Origin of the sequence: Acinetobacter thutiue, from assembly GCF_030385805.1 — a bacterium.
In the GTDB taxonomy this organism is placed as follows: Bacteria; Pseudomonadota; Gammaproteobacteria; order Pseudomonadales; family Moraxellaceae; genus Acinetobacter; species Acinetobacter corruptisaponis.
Map to the genome: position 1 here is coordinate 297,540 of NZ_JAUDZE010000001.1, position 23,736 is coordinate 321,275.

The window sequence follows — 23,736 nt, forward strand, 5'->3', positions numbered from 1 at the left end:
TTTATGAAAAAAACAGTATTCACACTTTCTATGAGCCTGAGTTGTGTCATGTTATTGACCGCTTGTCACTCAACACTCAGGCCTGTGACCTATGAAAAGCCAGTGATTCAGAGTGCAGCGCAATATAAATATGCAGATTTGAAATGGGTTGAAGTATCAACACTTTCAACTGAAAAACAGGCGTGGTGGGAAATTTACCATGATCCGATATTGTCAGGATTGATACAGCAACTCAATCAGCAGAATCTAACTGTACAACAAGCTGAAGCACGATATCGACATGCCATCGCGTTGGTGGATGAACAAGGTGCAGCTTATTCGCCAACGTTGAATTTGGCGGCTGGTGCAAATCGTGGTGAAACTAAAAATCTAGGGAAAAATCGCCAATTTAGTACCAATTTAACCGCCAGTTGGATACCTGATTTGTGGGGACGTGTTGCCAAAGCCGTCGAGGGGCAACAGGCCAATATGCAGGCTTCGGCTGCGGATGTGGCTGCAATAAAACTGAGCCAACAGTTACTGGCAGCAGATAGCTATTGGAACATTCGTTTGTACGATGCAAAACTTGAGGTACTTAAACAGACACAACAGAGTTATGAACGTTCAGTACGCATTTTACAACAACAATATCAAGCTGGACTGATTGCACGTGCAGATGTGATTCAAGCCGAAACCCAGCTTAAGCAAGTGATGACTCAGCAATTAGAAGCACAGCGTAACCGCTACTTACAAGAAAATATCTTGGCTGTTTTACTTGGGCAAAGTGTGGCTGACTTTGATTTGAATAAAGCTGCTTACCAATTTAATACGCCGAAAATCCCCACACAGATTCCTAGTCGTCTCTTGAGCCAACGTCCCGATGTGATTCGTAGTGAACGGGAACTCGCTTTGACCCATGCCCAACTAGGATTGGCCCAAACTGCATGGTTGCCTGATATTAGCATTGGTCTGGATACCGCACTGAATAGTGAGGTATTTAGTACGCTATTTCAGTCGCCTCAGTCGGTCTGGTCGATTGGCATCAAAGCCATGGGTACGATATTTGATGGTGGCAAACGCAATGCGGTGCTTAAACAGGCGCAAGCCAATTATGAGGAAAAACTTGCAGCCTATAAACATGCTGTCTTAACGGGCTGGAAAGAGGTTGAAGATGGATTGATTCAGGCAACGAACTTTCAATTACAACTTGAAGAACAACAGCAGCTTTTAAAGCTTTCAATTGAAAATGAGCGAGTCGCAACCCAGCGTTATAAGGCGGGTTTAGTCAGCTATCTGGAAGTGGCAACCGCACAAAACTTGCGATTGGGTGCGGAAGAGCGCCTATTGGAACTACAACAATCTCATATAAAAAACTCTGCTCAGTTGGTGGCTGCATTGGGGGGAGGAATGTCTATTCCTGAATAACATTAATCATGATTAAACATTTGAACTGATAGACAGAACAATGTTTTTTACCAGAAGTTCTAAATCATGTGGAGCAATTATGACAAAATCATAGAATTTTTATGTAAAACTAATAATAATGATTATCATTTATATTGTTATTTTATTTATTTAATGTATGATTTATGAAACTTTTTAAGCAATTTTTAAGGTTGATGTAATGATCAATAAAAACCTCTCTCTCATTCCTCCTACTTTCTTAAGAACGAAACTTTATATTTCTGTTGTAGGGGTTATTTTTTCATCCATGGCATGTGCCCAGGATGCCCAGCAAGGCACGGCAACATTACCAACAATTGCTGTGACCGCAGGCAAGGAAGAAGTTGCCTATAAGTCTGGCAATATGGATATTCCCCGTACAGAAAATGATGTGCAGGCATATACCATGATTACCCAGGAAGAACTGGAACGATCAGGTGCAACCACTGTCACCGAAGCGATTGCCAAGTTACTACCCATGGCAACTTCAACCAACAACTCAAGTTATTTCACCGCAACCTCCAGCCAAATTAACTTACGGGGCTTGGGGGCAAGCCAGACTTTGGTCTTGATTAATGGCCGCCGTAGCGCAGGTACAGGTAACCGTGGTACAGCAGAGTCAACCCAGCAACCCAACTTAAATAATATTCCTTTGGCAGCGATTGAACGTATTGAAGTGTTACCCACCTCAGCAGCAGCGATTTATGGAAGTGGAGCTGTAGGTGGGGTGATTAATGTCATTCTGCGCAAGGATTATGTGGGTACCGATATTGATTTGCGCTATGCAGATACGACGGATAACAAGCAGCCTGTTAAGTCATTGAATGTGGTTTCAGGTTTTTCCCTGGAAGATGGCCGTACCCATGTCATGTTGACAGCCTCTAAAAAAGATCAGGATGGTTTATTGGCTAGGGAGCGTCCTTATAAAAATAAAGAGCGTCAGAATATTTTAAAAAATAATCCAGATGTGATTTATGGGACAACAAAAGACAATAAAGGCAATACTGTGGCCAATAATCCTCCTCCTGGAAATCTAACCAACATTCGTACAAAGGATGGGTCAGAGTTGATGTCTGGATGGGGATCTTCCATTGCCCATATTCCAGCGGGTTGGGATGGAAATGTAAATCACCTGGGTCAGGGTTATGCATTGGGGTTAGGTTCGGGAGTAACAGCGTGGTCTGGAAATTCACCAATCCTATATGATACTGATACAGAATCTGTGGGGCTTTCCATCAATCGTGATTTTACTGATCGCTTAAATGTCTTTCTTGAAGCAGGTTATGAGCGAGAAAAGGGTTGGGGCTATAATGATGCACCACATGGCTATGGTGTGGTCACGGTCAGTAAAAATAGTCCACACAATCCCTTTGGCAAGGATATTCTGGTGAACTATGTTCTTGGTGCAGATAGTTTTGGCGCATGGTCTAAAGATACTTTCCAGACAACACAGAACAAAGTTGCCACGGGTTTTACTTTTGATTTAACGCCTGAATGGCTGCTGTCTGCGGATTATGCGTGGAGTAAATCTGATATTCGCCAACGTTATATTCGCAAAGGAACAACAAATCCAAAAGCGGTGCAGTGGAACAAGGATACCGCAAGTAATTCAATTGACTTTATTGAGGATTATACAACCAAGTCAACAGACCTGATCCAGAAATATTGGCATTACACCAAAAACAATACCCAGCAAACCCTCAATGATATGTCGATTCGTGCAACAGGCCCAATTGCCATTTGGTACGCGGGGGATATTCAACTGGCAACAGGGATTGAACATCGTCGTTATGAAAGTGAGGGTTTTGCTGACCATCAATATGTAGACAATCCATGGGTTAAACCAACAGAGCGAAAAACCCAGGCATCAAGTGTTTATGCAGAATTTAATGTGCCATTGATTTCACCTGAACAAAATATTCCTTTTGCCAAGTCGCTTGAGATGCAATTGGCAACACGCTATGAAGATTTCAAAGTTTCGGCAAAAGTACCTCAATACGATTCTAAAGCTGACTCCACCACAGGTTATAAGTCTAACTTATTGGGTTATAGCGACTCTGGTACAGCTAAGTTTGATGCGATTACACCAACCATTGGTTTTAAGTTTGTACCAAATGATCAAGTCATGTTCCGTGCATCATATAGTGAGGGTTTTGTAACACCCACGGTTGGTCAATTAGCCTTGCCAACAATTGCTGAAAATACCAGTACCTCTTTAAAAGACCCTGTTACAGGTAAGATGCTGGGTACAGACACTGATATTATTTCTGGTGGGAATCCGAATATCACGCCAGAAAAATCAAAAAGTTATAATTTTGGTATGGTCTTAACCCCTGAAATGATTGAGAACCTGCGTTTATCTGTAGACTATTATCAAATCAAAAAAACCAACAATATTACTTCTGTTGCAGCCCAATACATTCTGGATAATCAGGGGAAGTACGCTGATCGGGTAAAGCGTGATGCCAATGGTAATGTTGAATCGATTGATACTGCTTCATTTAATGCTTTAGGTTTAAAGACCAAGGGGATTGATACCAATCTCAATTATGCTTTTGATAGTCTAATTGGGAATACCTCGTTGAATCTTGGGTATACCTATGTAAAAGAATATCTACAACAGGATTCAGTCACCTCCCCTATAACTGATTTTGTGTCTATTGGCAGCAGTAGTGCAGACTATCCGTTAAAACATCGTGCCAATGCTTCAATCTATTTACAGCCAAATGATACATGGGGCTTTGGTTGGGCTGCTCAGTATTATGGTGCTTACATCATTAAGAGTGCCTCAGCGATTCTGAATCAGACAGGTCAGAATGCAACTGAATTAAAGATCAAGGATCAGATTTACCATGATGTGTTTGCAAAAGCAAAATTACCTTTATCAAAACGAAACATGGTTAAAGCGGCAGAAGTAGGTTTTGGTATCCAAAACTTGTTTAATGACTACACCGTGGATATGTCCAGTTCATCTGGATATATCAGCAAATATAGCGATCCACGTGGTCGTCAATACTATCTGAATCTTAAATTCTCTTTCTAATCAGTGAATAAATGAAATGACTATTATCGTTCGAATAGTAGTCATTTTTTATTTTTGGAATCTTTTTTATGACTACTGATCTGATCGCTCCCGTGGAACAGCCTGTTCCAACCAAAATATCCTCCAAAAAAGTAAAAACGAATAAGAAGTCAATCATTCGCTATCGCGTTATGATTTTCTTCCGATTTATTTTGGCTCTCTTTGGTGGTTATTATTTTGCCGCAATTGCAGCCATGTTGATGGGCCAGTTTTTTCATACCGAACCTTTAAAAGCCAATGCAGTGATGAGTGCCACCATGCTGGCTTTTATCCTGCATTGTGGTGTGTTCATTTGGGTGTTTATGGTCAACTCGACTTTAAAGGCATGGTTGGGTGTTATTTTGCCTAGTGTATTGATGACCGTGGTTTACTGGCTGATCAAGGGATAAGTGTATTATGCGTACTGATGGTAAGAACGAGGGCGCACGCCAGTCGATGTCATGGCTGCATACATGGATCAGCCTGTTGCTTGGCTGGCTGCTTTATGCCGTATTTTTAACAGGAACCCTGAGTTTTTTCCAGAATGAAATCACGGTCTGGATGAAACCTGAACTGCATCAATCAATCAATTATACCTCACAGCAACAGCAACTCAGTTATGCTTTGCAATACCTGAATGAAAAGGGACAAAAAGCCGAAAGCTGGAATATCCGATTTGCCAATGAACGCCAACCCGCCATTACTTTAAATATTCGTAAGGCAGGGGAAGGCCGCCGCCGTGGTGGGGAAATTTATCTGGATGCCGCAACAGGACAGGAAATCAAGGCAAGGGAAACACGGGGTGGAGGTTTTCTCTATCGTTTCCATTTTGAACTGTATGGTATGGACCGCATTTGGGGACGCTGGATTGTGGGGATCGCCACAATGTTTATGTTTGTTGCCATTATCAGTGGCATTATTACCCATAAAAAGATTTTTAAGGATTTCTTTACTTTTCGTCCCGCAAAGGGACAGCGTTCCTGGCTAGATGCCCATAATGCAACTGCCGTGTTTGCATTGCCTTTTCATATCATGATTACCTTTAGTGGCCTTTTATTATTGATGTATTTATTCATGCCTTGGTCAATGAAGAGTAACTATGGCGATGGACAGGCATTTTACCAGGTCATCAATGAACCAGTGGCCAAAACACCTGAGCAGGCACGTTTATTGGCCGAGCAGAAACGTAAAGAGGCCCAGGAACGCGGTGGTCGAGGTGAGCGACGGGGTGATGATCAAGCCAAAAAGCCTGAGCTTAGCCCAGCACCCATGGTTGATATTCTTGCATTGAATCATTCAGTTCAGCAGCAATGGAAAGATAATCCAATCGCCTATATTCGAGTGAATAAACCAAATACGGTAGAATCACACATTGAATTCAATGCGACACGCACCACCACATTACTTGACCGTGAAAGTATCCCAACGCTTAAGTTTAATGGAGTAACAGGGCAGGTGATTGATGAAGCCCAACCTGTAAACTCGATACCAAAAGCAATTTATACCTTGGTGACATGGCTGCATATGGCGCATGGCGTGGATGCGGTATTACGCTGGCTACTGTTTTTGTCAGGTGTGCTTGGCACAATGATGGTGGCAACAGGGCTAATACTATGGACCGTCAAACGGGCGCCTGATGTACAGAAACTCGGTTATAAACCATTTGGGCATCGCTTCGTTGAGGTGATGAACGTCGCGGCGATTATTGGATTGCCTATTGCCTGCGCAGCATATTTCTGGTCAAACCGTTTCATTTCAGTACAAATTGCTGAGCGTTCACCTATTGAGATCAAGGTATTTTTCTATACATGGTTAGCCACTTTAATTTATGCGATTGTCCGACAGCATCGTCAGGCATGGCTTGAGTTATTGGCTTTGGCGGCGGCAATGTATCTCATTACCCCAATCCTGAATATTGCTACAGGTGGTCGCGCTTTATGGAGCAGTATTTATCATGGGCAATGGATGGTGGCAAGTTTTGACCTTATATGCCTGATTCTAGGTATGCTGTTTGCCTATGGCTATTATAAGTTAAAGCGCTATCAAGGCCTGCCTGTCAAAGCGAAGAAAGTGGCAAAGAAAGAGGAGCAAGCCTAATGTCTGCATGGATTTTATGGTGTATCTCAGTTTTTGCTTTCAGTAGTCTGGCATGTGGTATGAACAAGCATCAGCGAGACATTTTTACAGCTAAGGTGACTGAACAGAAAACCCTTTTATTTCAAATTGTTGGCTGGGTTGTCCTTGCTGTTTTAGCACTGCTTGTACTGTTCTGGAAAGGTGCTTCCATTGGTATGGCCGAATGGCTGGGCTGTTTGACTTTTGCTGCCTTGGCAGTGGGTTTAACACTGACCTATTACCCTAAAAAACTATTTCAGTTAAATGGGGTGGTTGCGGGTTTGTTCATCATTTTCTTGATTGTATTCCTGATTTAAAGTGATTTATTTGCTTTTATTTTTAGTGAATGTTCCCACATTCTTTTTCAAGGGTGTGGGGATGACTGTAATTTGGTCTGGCGATAATATATGATCGCGAAATACATTTCCAAATAGAATTAGATAGATTCAACAAAAGTTAATACTTAACTTGCCTAAAACTTATGCATGTAGGCTCTGGGAGAGCCACAGTAAATTCATCTGATGAAAATTCCAGAATAAATTTAGATGGCTGAAATTTGAATACAAATATATTTTTTCAGGAATTAGAGAATAATCCTAAAAGATGATACAGGTTAAAAATCATCTTTGACGGCTCTCCAGACGCTTGAGCACCAGTTTATAGATCGAATCCAGATAATCATTTAATGGCGTCAGAACCTGACCAGATTTGCTTCGCACATACTTAAAATAAGGTGTGAGAGGGTAGAGATTACTTTCACAGACAATTACTTTCTGGAATTTATCCTTATCAAACTGGTCTGCGGTAATGTCAATGATGATGCCATTCACAATCAGGTAACAGTGTGATATTTCTGGCATTCTGGACGTTACCTGAACCTTGCCTTCCCGATAGTCAGGTTTAATTTGATGAACAGTTAATAAGTAGTATTGCAATAGTTCACAGGCATCTGCACCACATTCCTTGGGGAACTTACTAAATATTCCAGTGATAAAGCCATTGGTAACATGATCTAAAGCATCACGAAACTCATTTGCAATAATAGTCAGTTTTTCGACCTCATTTTGATAAGCCATATAATTTCTTTCTTTAAGTCATTTGCATTAGTTATTATTAAAACTGATTAATTGTGAAATTGAATTAATTTTAACAGTTAAATTGTTAATCATATGATGAGTTGTAGTTTTTTATTACTTATTAAATTTAGTTTTATTAAGGTTATCGAACTGGGTATGCTTTGTAATTTTTTTAATAATTATCATTGTGTTGTATAAAAAAGTGTTTGGATTTGTATTACTTAACTTTAAAGAATAATTTTTTGTATTATAAAAGGAGTAGAGCTGACTTAAAAGGGGATTAAAAATGTTAAAAATTATGAAGCTTGAAGAGAAAATTACTCAACTCGGGATAGGTGAGTTCTTGTTTGTCGGCCGTGATTTTAATATTAATGAAATGCAAAGCATACTTCACTATCTTAGAAATCTTGAAACAAAAAGGGTATTGGAAATTGTATATACCCATAAGGAGTCTGAAACAGGTACGTATTTAATTGATTTGATAAAAATACAAAAGATTCAAAGGTAGAGAGCACAAAATGTTCAATCAATATTTTAAAATATAGTACTGGGAATATTTAAAAACCTTTTGTTTTTAGTCTATGGTATTGATTTAAATATTTATTTATTCCTGGAAAATTAAATGTTTAAAATAAATAGCTAAATGAATGTTTGACCTCATCCTTAATAAGGAGTATAACGCTAACTCCCTAATGCGGGGTGGAGCAGTCTGGTAGCTCGTCGGGCTCATAACCCGAAGGTCGTTGGTTCAAATCCAACCCCCGCATCCAATATTTTTTGCTCTGTGATGTTTGTAAGGTCATTATTATTCAATGGATAATTGACCAGATTAGCTTAGATAACCTTAAATAAAGCTAAAAATTATTAAATTCTAGAAATGTCGTTCTATTTCCTCATCTGTCTAGTGTTGTAGTAAATCCAAATAAATCGCTTGAGCTCAGTAATGAGTGATTTTGTTTTGAAAATTATTAATGAATGGTATGTTGCAAAAGCCTGTAATGGCAATGAAATTAGTGTGCAAATTATCCCCCTGAAACGCCAGCAGAGCACCATCAATGGCTTTAAATGGGTGGAAGTTGGAAAGAAAGTGCTTTTATCCTCTGGACAGGAGGTTGAGCTTAATCTGGATGGTCGAAGTTTTTATACCTCTGTAAATAATCTGTATCATTTGACTTAATTTTAAATAAAGATTGCAAATGGTAGATAAGGGCGTATAGTGAATTAAGACGATAGGAAAATATTTTTGTCTCATTAAAATTCTTATTATGCAGTTTTAATTTTTATCTTTGCTTATTTGATATTTTAGTTTCAAAGTCTATTATTTTAAAGTTAAAAATCTTATTAATATATTCTCTAAAAGAGAAAGGATATAGTTATGTCTAGTTATATGAATGGTACAGTAAAGTGGTTTAATGAAACCAAAGGTTTTGGTTTTATCCAGTCGGATAATGGTCAGGATGTTTTCGCCCATTATAGTGAAATTGCAAATAATGGCTTTAAGACCCTGTTTGAGGGGCAACGTGTTAAGTTTGACGTAATGCAAGGCAAGAAAGGGCTTCAGGCAAGCAATATTACGGTGATGCCTTTAAGCTCTTAATTGCAGACATGGTTTTGATCGAATCCGTAGGCGATACGGTATATTTGAGCAGTAAAGAGAATAAGCGTATTCCTTGAATTGGTCTATGTCAGACTATAAATGATAGGTTCAAATTATAACGCAAAGCATGAGATCGCATCATGCCGATCAAAAACCCACTTTTTACTAGAGTGGGTTTTTTACTCATCATTATTTTAAATTCTGGTAAATATATGATTATAATGCAATGAAAATAAATATTTTTATTCCAGTTGTCATGATTTTATCAATCTTGGGGTGTCAAAAAGAAACAGATAATATTTACAGTACACTTGAGTTTAATCATGTTAACAAGAAAATATTAGATTATTTAAATGTTTTAGATAGCGTATATTTTGCTAAAGAAGAAAAAGTAAAAATACTATGTACAAGTTATCCTCATCTATATAGATATGAATATATACCTGCCTTATTAAAAGTTGTTCCAGAAAAATATAACAAAGAAAATTTATTGAATGAGCTCGATTTCACCATGCATTACTATCAAGATAAGCTTAGAATTGATTGTCATCATTTGATCGTGAATAAAGCCATAACTTCTTAAAGATCATTGATGCTTTGAAAGATGGATAGAGCTAAAAGCATATACTCCTAATGAGAGCTTTGCTGATAGCATAAACTTGAGTGGTTCCGATGGCTAGCCCTCGTGGTAATCAGTAGCAAGCGTGTTCGATTATGATTGATAAACATGGCACTCATATGAAACTCTAGATTTTTTATATAGTAGGGGTAAGCGTTCCAGAACTCTTTGTTATCAATGACGTAACAAAAGATTAATTTTTATCATTAAAGCTATATAAAAGACATAATGAATAAGAATCATTACAATCTGAAATAATACCGCTGTCATAATTTAAGAAAACAACTGCGGGAAATAATAATGCCTCAATATTTAAGAATAGCTGAAAATGTGTACAGGAACTTTCAGGAAAATGATAAGTTTGTGGCTGATAAACAGGAATGTTTAAACCTAATTATCAAACAGATTCGTAGGGAGTTGGTCGATACGGATTTGAAGCTGCTCTATAACTATATTGATTTCGCTGATGGATTTAACAGGCCTATAACAGATGGGAAAATCAGTCTGGATATTAGTCTAATCCCCAGCTATAAGCATAAGGATGAGTTTGTTCTATGGCTTGCAGGGTTTATTGAAAAAATTACTGAGGGCGGGGTCAAGCGTTTGCCGCCGCTACATCAGGACATACCACCAGAATTTACCTTTCAAAGTGATCCAAATGTGATTTTAGATATACGAAATGAGCACAGTGGTGAACGCATTATTTCCTATTTTAGAAGTGATGATTTTGCTGAGGAAATTAAGAATATTTAATTTCCAAGGAGATAGAGATTTTTTATGGTTTGAAGCAGAAAATCATATTTATAAAAAGAGAGAATCTGGAGTCTTTCTTTCTGTAAATGTTTTTGGGATCAGCCAAGACTTTCCACAATACTGATCATCACCTCAGCGCAACCTTGGCGGGCAGCTCTGGCCTTGCTGTATTCTTCTGAATGATAACAAGCCTGCGCTGTTGCCAAGTCAAAAAACTCGATAATGACATGGCGTTGGTATTCTGGCCCCTCCATACAGACGGACTCACCACCGCGGGCAAGGAATTTAGCCCCATATTTTTCAAAGGCCAAGGGTGCCAGAGCCATATATTGTTTATATTGTTCCAGATCGTGAATGGTTACGTGAGCAATCCAGTAGGCAGACATTGATTTTCTTCCTTGATTTTTAAAGTTTTGATAATCTTCTGTATCTCATAAAAAAATTAAACATTATTTAAGATGTTTTTAGCAACGGTTGCCGCTTCCGCGATATGTTCAGCCACAGCCTGTTTGGCTTTTTCAGGGTCTTTATATAAATAGATCGCTTCACACATATTTTTAATGCGTTGATAGCCTGAAATTTCACGTTTGGTGGATTTCATGGTCATGGCACGCAGGCGGCTGATCCGTCCATTTAAACGTTGTACCACTTCCCAGGCAATCTGGTGCTTGGCTGTGGTAAAAATGGTTTCGTAAAGTTTTGCCGATGTTGAAATAATTAAATTAATATCATCATGGGCAAAGGCCTGTTCCAGTTCTGACAATAATTCCTTAAGGGTGTCACTGGTTTGTTCCGTGAGGTTTTTTGTACAGTCCGCAACTGCACTTTGCTCCAATAAAAGACGAATCTCGTAGATTTGCGATGCAATCTCCCAATTTAGCAGGGAAACAATAGGGCCTTTATTTGGCAGAATTTCCACCAGGCCTTCTGCCTCTAAATAGCGGATCACTTCGCGTACCACAGAACGGCTGACCCCCAGCTCTTCACATAAGGTTCTTTCAACCAGCCTTTTACCTGAAGGAAAGTAGCCCGTAATAATGGCGTTGCGGACTTTTCCTAAACATAGCTCTCGCAGGGTTACAGGTGGATTTTCAATTTTTAGATTCATAGATAACCAATCGTTCCCAATTTCATTATGCAAATTTTGTTACATCTGTCTTGTCTAAAAACAGCATAGCAAACTCTTGCTTTTTTTTCATTATGTATTATGGTATACCATAATACAAGTTAAAAGATAAATTCACTCGCAAGGAAATGCCATGAATCTAATCCGTAAAACAGTACTTCACGTTGAAACGACCTATGTCGATGGCGGTAAAGAAGCAGCAACACCGTTAAAGATGGTGGCGGCTGCGGCTGTGATTAAAAATCCGTGGGCGGGGCAGGGCTATGTTGAAAACCTGACACCTGAAATTCGTCGTATTGCACCTATCTTAAGTGAGCACCTCACCAAACTGATTATTGATGAGGTTGGTTCAGGTGAAGCTGTGGAGGCATTTGGTAAAAGTGCGGTGGTGGGGCTGGATGGCGAGCTTGAACATGCATCCGCGCTTATCCATACCTTACATTTTGGTAACACTTACCGTGGCGCGGTTGGCGCAAAATCTTATCTAGCCTTTAACAACACACGCGGTCCTGCCAATGCACCGATCCTGATTCCCATGATGGATAAAAATGATGAGGGCCGCCGTTCACACTATTTGACCCTACAGTTTGCCATTCCAGATGCACCCGCGGCTGATGAGTTGGTGGTTGTGATTGGTGCTGCTACAAGTGGTCGTCCACACCATCGTATTGGCGACCGTTATCAGGATTTAAAGGAATTAGGTCATGATCTCGAAAATCCAGCAGCTGTCAAATAACCGTGTTGCTCATTATTTTGAGCAGGGTGAGGGAGAACCACTGGTTCTGATTCATGGTGTTGGAATGCAGGCGGCGGCATGGACTCCACAAATTGAGTATTTCTCAAAGCATTACCGAGTGATTTCCGTGGATATGCCAGGTCATGGACAAAGCACCAAGTTGGCGGATGATGCGCCGTTGCAGGACTTTGTAAACTGGACCATCGAGTTTATTAGCGCACTGGGTTTAGGTGCGGTGAATCTGGCGGGACATTCAATGGGTTCGCTGATTACCACAGGTGTAAGCGTCACCCGACCAGACCTGGTAAAACGGATGGCGGTGCTGAACGGGGTGTATAAACGTACTCCAGAGGCAAAGGATGCCGTGATCCAGCGGGCGGAAGAATTGAAGACAGGTCATATTGACATTGAGACACCATTGCAGCGCTGGTTTGGCGACAGTGAAATTGAGCAGCAGGCTGCACGCAAGGTGAAATCATGGTTGGAGGATGTTGATATGTCTGGCTATGCAACGGCCTATTCAGCCTTTGCACGAGGTGATGCGGTATATGCGGATCAATGGTCAAACATTCACTGTCCAGCCCTGATTTTAACAGGCACGGGTGATCCCAACTCAACTGCGGAAATGGCAATCCAGATGGCCAGTCAGGCAAAAAATGGCAAGGCGGTTGTGATTGAGAATGAACGCCATATGGTGAACCTGACCGCACCAGACAAAGTGAACAATGCAATGCAGGCATGGTTGGAAACCAGCGTCTAGATTGCCACACATCAATGAAGGAATATGACAATGAGTGAAATGGAAACTGTCAATAAAATACGTGAGCTTCGTGATGCCTTTGGATCATTTATGACGGGCGTGACAGTGGTGACCACCTGTAAAGAGGATGGAACACCATTAGGCTTTACCGCAAACTCCTTTGCTTCGGTGTCTCTGGACCCAGCGCTGCTTTTAGTGAGCATTGCCAAGACATCCAGCAACTACCATAACTTTGCCAGCGCATCACACTTTGCCATCAATATCCTGTCGGAAGAGCAAAAGGATGTGTCCAATACCTTTGCTCGCCCAAGTGATGACCGTTTTGCCAATTTTGCATGGTCAACAAGTGAAAATCAGAATCCATTGATTGATGGTGTGAGTGCATGGTTTGACTGCACCACGTATCAAATTGTGGATGCTGGCGATCATGCCATCCTGATTGGTCAGGTTGAGAATTTCGCCTCAGCAGGCTTTGCAGGCCTCGGTTATTACCGTGGTGCATATTTCACCCCAGCCAAATCATCCACCGATGTGATTTCAGGCATGAAAGTGATGATGATGGCGTTAATTGGACATGAAAACCAGATTCTGCTTGAGCAAACGGCTGACAATAAATGGACATTGCCGCATTTGCTGGTGGATAAGGATGGCGCGGAAAAAGCGCTGGAAAAAATCTTTGCGGCCTACCAGCCAGAGGCATCACCGAGTTTTATTTACTCTGTCTATGATGATGTGACCACGCAGCAGCAATATATCGCTTTCCTTTGTAATACGCCTGTACCGACGGCGCATAAAGGTCAATTTGTGGACCTGAATGAGCTTGAACAGCTGACTTTTGTGGACAGCGCGTTGCAGAGCATGTTGATGCGCTATCGCAAGGAAAATCATCTGAAAACCTATGGGGTTTATTACGGTAATCAAACCAGTGGAACGGTTCGTCAAATTGTTAAAGAGGAAGTTTAACCATGCGCTTTTCATTATTTGTACACATGGAACGTGTTTCTGACCAGCAAACGCAAAAGCAGCTTTATGATGAAATGATCGAGCTGTGCCAGATTGCTGACCGTGGTGGCATGCATGCCATCTGGACAGGTGAGCACCATGCCATGAACTTTACCATTGCGCCAAACCCGTTTATCAACCTGGCTGACCTTGCCAACAAAACCCAGCATGTACGTTTGGGTACGGGAACGGTGGTTGCGCCATTCTGGCATCCGATCAAGCTGGCGGGTGAAGCGGCCATGACCGACATTATCACCAATGGTCGTCTGGATATCGGGATTGCGCGTGGAGCCTATTCATTTGAATATGAACGCATGGTGCTAGGTATGGATGCATGGAGCGCGGGCCAGCGTTTACGTGAAATGATCCCAGCAATTAAAAATTTGTGGAAAGGCGATTACGAACATAACGGCGAGTTTTGGCAGTTCCCCAAAACAACATCTGCACCACAACCATTGCAGCAGCCATATCCGCCTATCTGGGTAGCGGCGCGTGATCCCAACAGCCATGAATTTGCGGTACAGAACGGCTGTAATGTGCAGGTGACACCGTTGCATTTCGGTGATGATGAAGTTGAGAAATTGATGGGTCATTTCAATGCGGCCTGTGAGAAGTTTGCCGATGTGCCACGCCCTGAAATCATGCTGCTGCGTCATACCTATGTGGCGGACAGTGAACAGGACGCGCAGTTGGCGGCTGATGAAATCAACAGTTTCTATAATTATTTTGGTGCATGGTTTAAAAATGAGCGTGAAATTACCCAAGGCTTGATCGCGCCGATTAGCAAGGAAGAAATGGCCCAGCATCCATTCTATACACCAGAAGCTATGCGTAAAAATAACGTGATTGGTCAGGCACAGGAAGTGATTGACCGCTTAAAGGCCTATGAGGCAATGGGTTATAACGAATATTCATTCTGGATTGATACGGGCATGAGCTTTGAACGTAAGAAAGCCTCATTGGAACGTATGATCAATGAAGTGATGCCTGCATTTGCATAGGAGAGAAGACATGACTTCTCAATTCCAGTTGTACATTAATGGTCAGTTTGAGGATGGTGCTGCGCAGTTTGACAGCATCAATCCAGCGACAGGTAAGGTCTGGGCAAAAATGCCAGAGGCACGTACTGATGAAGTCAACCGTGCGGTTGCTGCGGCATCACAGGCTTTACAGGATAGTGCGTGGGCAGGCCTGACCGCATCACAGCGTGGCAAGCTGCTATATAAACTTGCCGACCTGATTGAAAAGTTTGCACCACAACTGGCGCAGTATGAAACCAGTGACACAGGCAAGATCATTCGTGAAACTTCCAGCCAGATTGCCTATGTGGCGGAATACTACCGTTACTATGCAGGGATTGCGGACAAGCTTGAGGGCAGTTATCTACCCATCGACAAGCAGGATATGCAGGCCTGGACCATCCGCGAACCTGTAGGGGTGGTGGCTGCGATTGTTCCCTGGAACAGCCAGCTATTTCTGTCAGCGGTTAAAGTTGGCCCAGCCCTGGCTGCGGGATGTACGGTTGTACTGAAAGCCTCGGAGGAGGGACCAGCACCGTTACTTGCCTTTGCCCGTCTGGTTCATGAAGCAGGATTTCCAGCAGGTGTGGTCAATGTCATTACGGGCTTTGGTCCTGAATGTGGTGCGGTACTGAGTAGCCATCCAGATGTGGCGCATGTAGCATTTACGGGCGGTCCCGAAACCGCACGCCATATTGTGCGTAATTCGGCTGAAAACCTTGCCAAAGTGTCCCTTGAGCTGGGTGGAAAGTCTCCATTTATCGTGTTCGCAGATGCAGACCTACAAAGCGCAGTCAATGCACAGGTGGCCGCAATCTTTGCCGCTACTGGACAAAGCTGTGTCGCAGGTTCCCGTTTACTGGTTGAGGAAAGCATCAAGGATGAGTTTGTGCGGCGTCTAGTTGAACGTGTGCAAAGTATCAAAATTGGTTTACCTGATGATATGGCAACCGAATATGGTCCTTTATGTACCTTACGCCAGCGCCAGAAGATTGAGCAGGTGGTGGCAAGTTCCATTCATCAAGGCGCGAAACTGCTCACGGGTGGGAAATCACTGGATCGTGAGGGCTATTATTATCCGCCAACGATTTTAGATTGTAGTGATGTGCCACAGGCGGACTGTGTCATGACTGAACTGTTTGGCCCTGTATTGTCTGTGGTCAGTTTTAGCACTGAAGCAGAAGCCATCCATAAAGCCAACAACACGCCTTATGGGCTTGCCGCAGGTGTGTTTACCAATCATTTAAGCCGTGCCCACCGTATGACCAAGGCGCTTCAGTCAGGCATTGTCTGGTTGAATACCTACCGTGCCGTATCACCGCTTGCACCTTTTGGTGGTCATGGCCTGTCTGGTCACGGGCGTGAGGGTGGTTCCGATGCGGTGCTGGATTACACCACCACTAAAACCGTGTGGCTGCGCACTTCAGACCAGCCGATTGATGATCCCTTTGTAATGCGATAGCACTGTAAAGAGAGAGGAAAGGATGTTGAGTTTCAGGGATGAACTTATGCAGATACTGAATTTTAGAATCCTATAAACCGAATCGTGGTTTAAAAAAGATCGTTGTTGTTGGGCCTTAAAACGCATCAACCGTGTTCACTTTATCTTTTTTTGCCATTTATTCCTCAAAACTGCTGAAAACCAGTGTGTAACAACGACAGAAATAGAGGTCAGGTCATCTGGATATGGCACTGACCAGGCAGGTTGTGAAACCTAAGTTTACTCTCACAAATAGATTGATATTGAGGAAAATGAGTTCCTCAAAGAGAGATTAAGGATATGAGCCAAAATGAAAAAAATGCTTTCGCGATAGAAAGCCATTCAATTGATTATGTTGATCCATCAGAACGCAACGGCAAGGTTCGCGATCTGTTCACCCTCTGGTTCTGTACCAACATTGCACCTTTGGCGGTTATTACGGGTGCAATGTCAATGTTAACCTTTAATTTAAGCTTGATCAGTGCCTTGGTGGCGATCTGCTGTGGGCACTTTTTTGGTGCCGCGATTCTGGCACTGACCTCTGCACAGGGGCCACAGGTCGGTATCCCACAAATGATTCAAAGCCGTGCGCAGTTTGGGCGTTATGGTGCTTTGCTGGTGGTGCTGTTCACCACCCTGATTTATCTCGGTTTCTTTATTTCCAACATTATCCTGTCTGGAAAAACCCTGCATACCGTTGTTCCAGCCATTCCCATTCCAGCCGCCACCGTGATTGGGGCAATTGCCGCCACCACCATTGGCATTGTGGGTTATCACCTCATTCATAAATTTAACAAGATTGGCACCTGGTTTATGGGTGGGTCATTGTTAATCGGTCTGATGATCATGATTCCGCATATCAATGCCGATGTATTGGCAAAGGGCGCTTTCAACATGAAAGGCTGGTTTGCCATGTTTGGCCTGTGTGCGGTTTGGCAAATTAGTTTCTCGCCATACACCTCAGACTATTCAAGATATTTACCTAAAAGTATCGGGATTTATAAACCTTTTATCTATACCTATCTCGGTGCGTCACTGGGAACCATCTTTGCGATGGGCTTTGGTACGGTTGCGGTCAGCATCGGTTCAGGTACGGATGCGATGGAGGCGGTCAAGTCAGGCACAGGCATATTCGGTTATGTACTGATGATTTTATTCCTCTGCAACATCATCGGCCATAACGCCATGAACCTGTATGGCGCGGTTCTGTCCTGTATCACCTCAATCCAGACCTTTGCAGGGCAATGGATACCCAGTAAAAATGTCCGTATCGCGCTGTCCATTGTTGTACTTATTCTTGCCACATTCACCGCATTGTGGGCTTCAAGCAACTTCATCAGTTTCTTCCTGAATGTGATTTTTGCCTTGCTGTTTATTCTAGTGCCTTGGGTGGCGATTAACCTGCTGGATTTCTATGTCATCAACAGGAAATCCTATGATATCCAATCCATTTTTGCACAGGACGGTGGCGTTTACGGCAAGTTTAATGCCAAAGCCCTCACTGCCTATTTTATTGGTATCGTGGTTCAAATTCCTTTCCTGACCAATGCGTTTTTCACAGGACCATTTGCCAACCTGATTCCAGATGTGGATGTGTCATGGGTGATTGGTTTGGTGGTCACTTTTGTTGTGTATTACCTGTTTAATCTGGGAAAGATTAAATGCGCAAGTCCAGCATTCAACGCCAAGGCACAACACTGAACATAAGATGAAAGGAATCTAGAACATGAAAAGAACTTATTTACAGCTTGCATTGGCCTCTGCACTAACCGCAATGATCACACCAGGTTATGCAGGCATCAGCTTTGGTGAAGCCAACAGTGAAACAGGCAAACTCATCGTTGCAGGTTATGTACGCGGCAATTACCAGCTCAAGCATTATGGTGAGGATGCTGACGACCAGAAACTTCGTTTTGACGCGGCGCAACTGAAACTGGATTATGAACGTGGTGACCTGTTTGGCCATGCGGAATACCGTTGCTACCAATATGAACGTCTCTGCGATTTTTCCACCATGATTGATGCCTATGTGGGCTACCGCCTTAATCAAACTGACCAGCTTGTGGTGGGAATGCAGCCGATTCCATTTGGTGCGGGGCGCTTTTGGGGCAATAGTTTATATGGCAGCATCAACACCACCGCAGGGCTGGAAGATGTACACAATGTCGGTGTGAACTATCATGCTGAGTTGCCAACAGCAACCAAGTTTGATGTGGGGTATTTTGCGATTGATGGTGGTCATTACTCAGGTCAGTACACCCCTGATTCAGGACGCTATACCTCAAACTATGTCCATTCCGATGATCCGACCCAAACCGATCTACAGGAAAAAAATATGTGGATTGCACGCATCAGCCAGGATATTGCATTGGGTATTGATGGCTTGGGTACACAGGTGGGAGCGTCCTACTGGAGATCCGACATTGACAATAACAGCACTGATCAGACAGGTCGCCGTGACGCTTGGGCAGTCTTTGGCAAGGTCAATTATGGCAATTTGGGTGTGACCCTGACGGGTGGCAAAAATGATGTGAGCAATAAGGACCTTGTTCAGCTAGATGCATCATTGATGGGTTCTTATGACAGTGAATATCAGGTTGCCAATAAAGCCAGCTATTACACCGTAGATGCAGGTTATAGTTTTAAGAATGTAGGCAGGATTGGTAATATTACCCCATACCTTATGCATAGCCGTTATGACAAGGATATGGATGCGGCCAAGGATTCCATCCGTAATATTATTGGCGTGACGGTTGATCATAAACAACTGTCATTGGTGGCGGAATACATTATGGGCAAAAATGACCCGTTTATTGGTGGAACCGCAAGCTCATTGGCGCAGGGCGATGACAACAAATGGAATAAGTTGCTGAATTTGACTTTATTCTATTATTTCTAAGGCAAAGCAATACGTCGGGCATACCGAAAAAATTTTTCAAGATTTTTATGGTATGCCATAATACAATAAATTTTAACCATTTTCCTATTTAACGAAAATGCTTAAATGGGATAAGAATTTAGTCGTGAAATTAGAAAGAACCAGCAGGCTTAACCATTGTTGATGCTGTTCTTAAACTGATTGATGGACACTGTATGGAAAGGTGATTTATGCAACTCGATCAAATGCCCCTGTTTCACCAGCAAGCCTTTGTTGCTGGGCAATGGTGTGATGCTGACAGCCAGCAGACCACAGACATCTATAATCCAGCGACACAGGACATTATTGGGACTGTGCCCAATATGGGCAAGGCTGAGGCGGAACGGGCAATTCAGGCTGCGGTGAATGGCTGGACAGCATGGAAAAATAAAACTGCCAAAGACCGTTCCATCATTTTAAAAAAATGGTTTGACTTGATGGTGCAGCACGCGGATGAGTTGGCATTTATCCTCACCAGTGAACAGGGTAAACCGCTTGCCGAGGCAAGGGGGGAAATTCTCTATGCCGCGAGTTTCATTGAATGGTTTGCCGAAGAAGCTAAACGGGTCTATGGCGATGTGATTCCAAGTCCTTATCCAGATGCCCGTATCGTTGTCAGTAAACAGCCGATTGGTCTGGTTGCCGCCATTACACCGTGGAATTTTCCTGCGGCCATGATTACCCGTAAGGTGGGACCTGCATTGGCGGCGGGTTGCCCGTGTATTGTCAAACCTGCACCTGAAACGCCGTTTACCGCATTGGCCTTGGTTGATCTGGCGGTGCAGGCAGGTGTTCCTGCGGAGATTTTTACGGTCATTACAGGAGATGCGGTCACTATTGGCGATGCGATTTTTGAAAGTGACGATGTGCGTAAATTTACCTTTACGGGTTCAACACCAGTGGGCAAATTGCTGTATCAACGTTCAGCACAAACCCTGAAAAAGGTGTCCCTGGAATTGGGGGGCAATGCGCCATTTATCGTGTTTGATGATGCTGATCTGGATGCTGCAATTGAAGGGGCACTCATTGCCAAATACCGAAATGCAGGACAGACCTGTGTCTGCGTCAACCGTTTTCTGGTTCAGGCAGGTATTTACGAGAAATTTATTGCCGCATTGAAAGAAAAAGTGGCAGCCTTTGCAATTGGTAATGGCTTGCAGCAGGGCAATGAGATTGGTCCATTGATCAATGAAAATGCGGTGAAAAAAGTCGAGGCGCATGTAGCGGATGCGTTGGCAAAATCAGCCCGTTTAATTGCAGGTGGCCAACGTCATAGTGCAGGTGAATTGTTCTATCAACCCACCATTATTGCTGATGTTACAAGCGGAATGGATGTTGCGACGCAGGAAACCTTTGGACCTTTGGCTGCCATCTTTAAATTTGAGACTGAACAGCAGGCGCTTGAAATGGCGAATGCCACTGAGTTTGGTTTGGCCGCCTATTGCTATACACAGGATTTAGGACGAGCCTGGCGCATGAGTGAGCAGCTTGAATATGGAATGGTCGGGATTAACAAGGGATTGATCTCCAATGAGGTTGCGCCGTTTGGTGGAGTTAAGTCGTCAGGTTTGGGGCGTGAAGGCTCAAAATATGGTATGGATGACTATCTGGAAATTAAATACACCTTGTTTGGAGGCATTTAAATGAGCAATGAAAAGTTTGAAAAAGGTCTGGCAATTCGTAAACAGGTTTTGGGTGAGGAATATGTCAATAATTCCATCAATAATGCCGATGATTTTAATTTGCCTTTGCAGGAGTTGGTGACGGAATATTGCTGGGGTGCGGTCTGGGGACGTGAGGAACTGAGTAAGCCTGAACGTAGCCTGATTAATCTGGCGATGATTTCTGCACTGAACCGCCCTCATGAACTGAAACTGCATGTCAAGGGCGCATTGCGCAATGGCGTGCCGAAAGAAAAAATCCGTGAAGTACTGTTACAGGTCGCCATTTACTGTGGTGTGCCTGCGGCGGTAGATAGCTTCCGTATCGCCAAGGAAGCGATCAAGGAATATGAACAGGAAAATAGCTGATTAAATTATTGGGCAGAGATCATACTTGAATAAATGTGAGATTTGCCCAAGGACATGGTTTAGAAATCTACAAATGCAAAAAGAATTTACATCATTCACTATGATTTAAACTGAAATCATGATTATGCTGATAGATCATTTATTTTCTAAATAGTGAATGGCTTGGTATATAGGCATGTATATGCAGTCTTGGGCAGTAATGGTGTAAATTATTGCCCAGCCAAAGTTCTTTGTAGCGGGTCTGTTTGAATATTAAAAGCCTGCGGAACTTAAGTGAATAAAATTTGATATGTGACGGAACATTTAAAGAGTACGGTATGTTTGTGAATTCTGGTAAAACTAAAAAACCTTTGTATATTCCTTATGCTGGAAATGCTCTTTTAGAACTTCCTTTATTAAATAAGGGGTCTGCCTTTTCTGAAGAGGAACGGGAAAATTTCAATTTACATGGCTTGGTTCCCTACAACATTGAAAGCATTGAGGAACAAACACAACGTTCCTATCAGCAGTACCTTTCATTCGACAACGACCTAAACAGGCATATTTATCTAAGAAATATACAGGACACCAACGAAACCCTTTTCTATCGCCTGCTCGGCCAGCATCTGGATGAAATGCTGCCGATCATCTATACCCCAACAGTGGGTGAGGCCTGCCAGCGGTTCTCAGATATTTATCGCCGTCATCGTGGCATTTTCATTTCATATCCTGAACGCCAATACATTGACCAGATTATTCATAATGTGAATAAGAAAAATGTAAAGGTCATCGTGATCACGGATGGCGAACGTATTCTTGGCCTAGGTGATCAGGGCATTGGCGGGATGGGAATCCCAATTGGAAAGTTATCGCTCTATACCGCATGTGGTGGCATCAGCCCAGCCTATACCTTGCCAATCACCATTGATGTGGGTACCAATAATCAGGAATTACTCAACGATCCAATTTATATGGGCTGGAAGCAACCACGTATTCGGGGTGAGCAATATTACCAGTTTGTTGAAGAAATTATTGCTGCGGTGCGTGCTCGTTGGCCAAATGTTCTGATCCAGTTTGAAGATTTTGCCCAACAAAATGCCATGCCGTTACTCACCCAGTATCGGGATAAAATTTGCTGTTTTAATGATGATATACAGGGTACGGCTGCGGTGACGGTTGCGACACTCATTGCAGCATCGCGGGCACAGGGTAAACAACTCAAGGACCAAACCATTACCTTTGTGGGGGCAGGCTCGGCAGGTTGTGGAATTGCTGAACATATTGTAAGGCAAATGATTGATGAGGGCCTAAGCGACCATGAGGCCCGTTCACGTATCTTTATGGTGGACCGTTTTGGCCTAATGACAGATCAGCAGCCAAACCTGCTGGATTTCCAGCAAAAACTTGCCACACCAGTTCATACCATTACAGCATGGGAATATTCAGGTGAATTGGTTTCACTTCTGGATGTGGTGAAAAATGCCAAACCAAGCATCCTGATCGGTGTCTCTGGACAGGCTGGATTATTTAGCGAAGAGGTGATCAAGACCTTGGCTAAATATTATAAGCACCCAATTATACTGCCACTATCCAACCCAACCTCCCAAGTGGAAGCACAGCCTAAAGATATTATTGAGTGGACACAAGGTGCAGCAATTGTGGCGACAGGCAGCCCATTTGCACCTGTCTATTTTCAGGAAAAATATTATTCAATTGCCCAGTGCAACAACTCCTATATTTTTCCTGGCATAGGGCTGGGTGTCATTGCATGTGGAGCAAGCCATATCAGCGATGCGATGTTAATGGCTGCAAGTACCGCCTTGGCGGACTGTTCACCACGCTTGAAGAATGCGGCAGCCGATTTATTGCCAAATATCAACGATATTCAGCAAGTTTCCAGGTTTATTGCGTTTAAGGTGGCAAAAGCTGCGATGGCGGATGGCTTGGCTGTACCCATGAGTAATGATGCGCTGGCACTGGCAATAGAACACAATTTCTGGACACCTGAGTATCGAAATTATCGTCGGGTGGTATTTTAGCTCAA

At 42.8% G+C, this 23,736-nt stretch carries 23 protein-coding genes and 1 tRNA gene; 21 read left to right on the plus strand and 3 right to left on the minus strand.

The features are described from left to right. Positions 1-3: 3 nt before the first annotated feature. The 5 genes from QTA56_RS01445 to QTA56_RS01465 all read left to right on the plus strand — a co-directional run bounded on the left by QTA56_RS01445 (position 4) and on the right by QTA56_RS01465 (position 6,915). A complete protein-coding gene (locus QTA56_RS01445; RefSeq protein ID WP_267979174.1) occupies positions 4-1,404 on the plus strand; it encodes an efflux transporter outer membrane subunit in 1,401 nt (466 codons plus the stop codon). 199 nt (positions 1,405-1,603) lie between these two features. After that, entirely contained in the window at positions 1,604-4,465 is a 2,862-nt protein-coding gene (locus QTA56_RS01450; protein WP_326498141.1) for a TonB-dependent receptor domain-containing protein, read from the plus strand. 68 nt (positions 4,466-4,533) lie between these two features. After that, positions 4,534-4,893, plus strand: coding sequence for a DUF3649 domain-containing protein (locus QTA56_RS01455; protein ID WP_267979176.1), 360 nt, complete (start codon positions 4,534-4,536; stop codon positions 4,891-4,893). Positions 4,894-4,900: 7 nt separating this feature from the next. Next, positions 4,901-6,580 carry a PepSY-associated TM helix domain-containing protein gene (locus QTA56_RS01460; protein WP_267979177.1) on the plus strand — a complete coding sequence of 560 codons (1,680 nt, stop codon included), beginning with the start codon at positions 4,901-4,903 and terminating at the stop codon, positions 6,578-6,580. Then, the gene (locus tag QTA56_RS01465; protein WP_267979178.1) at positions 6,580-6,915 is read left to right on the plus strand and encodes a DUF3325 domain-containing protein; all 336 of its coding nucleotides are present in this window, start codon (positions 6,580-6,582) and stop codon (positions 6,913-6,915) included. Before QTA56_RS01460 ends, QTA56_RS01465 begins: the two co-directional genes overlap by 1 nt. A 303-nt stretch (positions 6,916-7,218) precedes the next feature. Here QTA56_RS01465 and QTA56_RS01470 read toward each other — a convergent pair whose 3' ends face one another. After that, the gene (locus QTA56_RS01470) at positions 7,219-7,674 is read right to left on the minus strand and encodes a hypothetical protein (RefSeq protein WP_267979179.1); all 456 of its coding nucleotides are present in this window, start codon (positions 7,672-7,674) and stop codon (positions 7,219-7,221) included. A 286-nt stretch (positions 7,675-7,960) separates the two neighbouring features. Between QTA56_RS01470 and QTA56_RS01475 the strand changes: the two genes are divergently transcribed. From QTA56_RS01475 to QTA56_RS01500, 6 genes are all read left to right on the plus strand, one after another. Then, complete coding sequence (locus QTA56_RS01475; RefSeq protein ID WP_267979180.1) at positions 7,961-8,182, plus strand: hypothetical protein; 222 nt, start codon at positions 7,961-7,963, stop codon at positions 8,180-8,182. A 185-nt stretch (positions 8,183-8,367) separates the two neighbouring features. Then, positions 8,368-8,444: transfer RNA gene (locus tag QTA56_RS01480), tRNA-Met, on the plus strand. Between the two features lie 173 nt (positions 8,445-8,617). Next, a complete protein-coding gene (locus tag QTA56_RS01485; protein ID WP_267979181.1) occupies positions 8,618-8,851 on the plus strand; it encodes a transposase in 234 nt (77 codons plus the stop codon). A 198-nt stretch (positions 8,852-9,049) separates the two neighbouring features. Further along, positions 9,050-9,271 carry a cold-shock protein gene (locus QTA56_RS01490; protein WP_267979182.1) on the plus strand — a complete coding sequence of 74 codons (222 nt, stop codon included), beginning with the start codon at positions 9,050-9,052 and terminating at the stop codon, positions 9,269-9,271. Between the two features lie 226 nt (positions 9,272-9,497). Next, positions 9,498-9,854, plus strand: coding sequence for a hypothetical protein (locus QTA56_RS01495; protein WP_267979183.1), 357 nt, complete (start codon positions 9,498-9,500; stop codon positions 9,852-9,854). A 336-nt stretch (positions 9,855-10,190) separates the two neighbouring features. Next, positions 10,191-10,643 carry a hypothetical protein gene (locus QTA56_RS01500; protein WP_267979184.1) on the plus strand — a complete coding sequence of 151 codons (453 nt, stop codon included), beginning with the start codon at positions 10,191-10,193 and terminating at the stop codon, positions 10,641-10,643. 98 nt (positions 10,644-10,741) lie between these two features. On the opposite strand, the gene QTA56_RS01505 is transcribed toward QTA56_RS01500, so the two are convergent. Beyond that, positions 10,742-11,029 (minus strand): DUF1330 domain-containing protein, encoded by a 288-nt coding sequence (locus QTA56_RS01505; protein WP_267979185.1) that lies wholly within the window; start codon positions 11,027-11,029, stop codon positions 10,742-10,744. A gap of 56 nt (positions 11,030-11,085) precedes the next feature. Continuing rightward, complete coding sequence (locus QTA56_RS01510; protein WP_267979186.1) at positions 11,086-11,751, minus strand: GntR family transcriptional regulator; 666 nt, start codon at positions 11,749-11,751, stop codon at positions 11,086-11,088. A gap of 151 nt (positions 11,752-11,902) precedes the next feature. Between QTA56_RS01510 and QTA56_RS01515 the strand changes: the two genes are divergently transcribed. The 10 genes from QTA56_RS01515 (at position 11,903) to QTA56_RS01560 (ending at position 23,731) form a co-directional block, all read left to right on the plus strand. Continuing rightward, positions 11,903-12,505: an amino acid synthesis family protein gene (locus tag QTA56_RS01515; RefSeq protein WP_267979187.1), complete on the plus strand. Its 603-nt coding sequence runs from the start codon at positions 11,903-11,905 to the stop codon at positions 12,503-12,505. Beyond that, on the plus strand, positions 12,474-13,265 hold the full coding sequence (locus QTA56_RS01520) for an alpha/beta fold hydrolase (protein ID WP_267979188.1): 792 nt from the start codon (positions 12,474-12,476) through the stop codon (positions 13,263-13,265). Before QTA56_RS01515 ends, QTA56_RS01520 begins: the two co-directional genes overlap by 32 nt. A gap of 30 nt (positions 13,266-13,295) precedes the next feature. Next, positions 13,296-14,228 (plus strand): flavin-dependent trigonelline monooxygenase reductase component, encoded by a 933-nt coding sequence (gene tgnA, locus QTA56_RS01525; RefSeq protein WP_267979189.1) that lies wholly within the window; start codon positions 13,296-13,298, stop codon positions 14,226-14,228. A gap of 2 nt (positions 14,229-14,230) precedes the next feature. Beyond that, entirely contained in the window at positions 14,231-15,268 is a 1,038-nt protein-coding gene (tgnB, locus tag QTA56_RS01530; protein WP_267979190.1) for a flavin-dependent trigonelline monooxygenase oxygenase component, read from the plus strand. A gap of 10 nt (positions 15,269-15,278) precedes the next feature. Beyond that, positions 15,279-16,748: a (Z)-2-((N-methylformamido)methylene)-5-hydroxybutyrolactone dehydrogenase gene (tgnC, locus tag QTA56_RS01535; RefSeq protein ID WP_267979191.1), complete on the plus strand. Its 1,470-nt coding sequence runs from the start codon at positions 15,279-15,281 to the stop codon at positions 16,746-16,748. Between the two features lie 318 nt (positions 16,749-17,066). Next, positions 17,067-18,467, plus strand: a complete 1,401-nt coding sequence (locus QTA56_RS01540; RefSeq protein ID WP_267979192.1) for a purine-cytosine permease family protein — start codon at positions 17,067-17,069, stop codon at positions 18,465-18,467. Between the two features lie 25 nt (positions 18,468-18,492). Further along, complete coding sequence (locus QTA56_RS01545) at positions 18,493-19,665, plus strand: hypothetical protein (protein WP_267979193.1); 1,173 nt, start codon at positions 18,493-18,495, stop codon at positions 19,663-19,665. A gap of 209 nt (positions 19,666-19,874) precedes the next feature. Then, complete coding sequence (locus QTA56_RS01550; protein ID WP_267979194.1) at positions 19,875-21,326, plus strand: NAD-dependent succinate-semialdehyde dehydrogenase; 1,452 nt, start codon at positions 19,875-19,877, stop codon at positions 21,324-21,326. Further along, positions 21,327-21,713 (plus strand): carboxymuconolactone decarboxylase family protein, encoded by a 387-nt coding sequence (locus tag QTA56_RS01555; RefSeq protein WP_267979195.1) that lies wholly within the window; start codon positions 21,327-21,329, stop codon positions 21,711-21,713. 317 nt (positions 21,714-22,030) lie between these two features. Next, positions 22,031-23,731: an NAD-dependent malic enzyme gene (locus tag QTA56_RS01560; protein ID WP_267979196.1), complete on the plus strand. Its 1,701-nt coding sequence runs from the start codon at positions 22,031-22,033 to the stop codon at positions 23,729-23,731. The last annotated feature ends 5 nt before the right edge of the window (positions 23,732-23,736 follow it).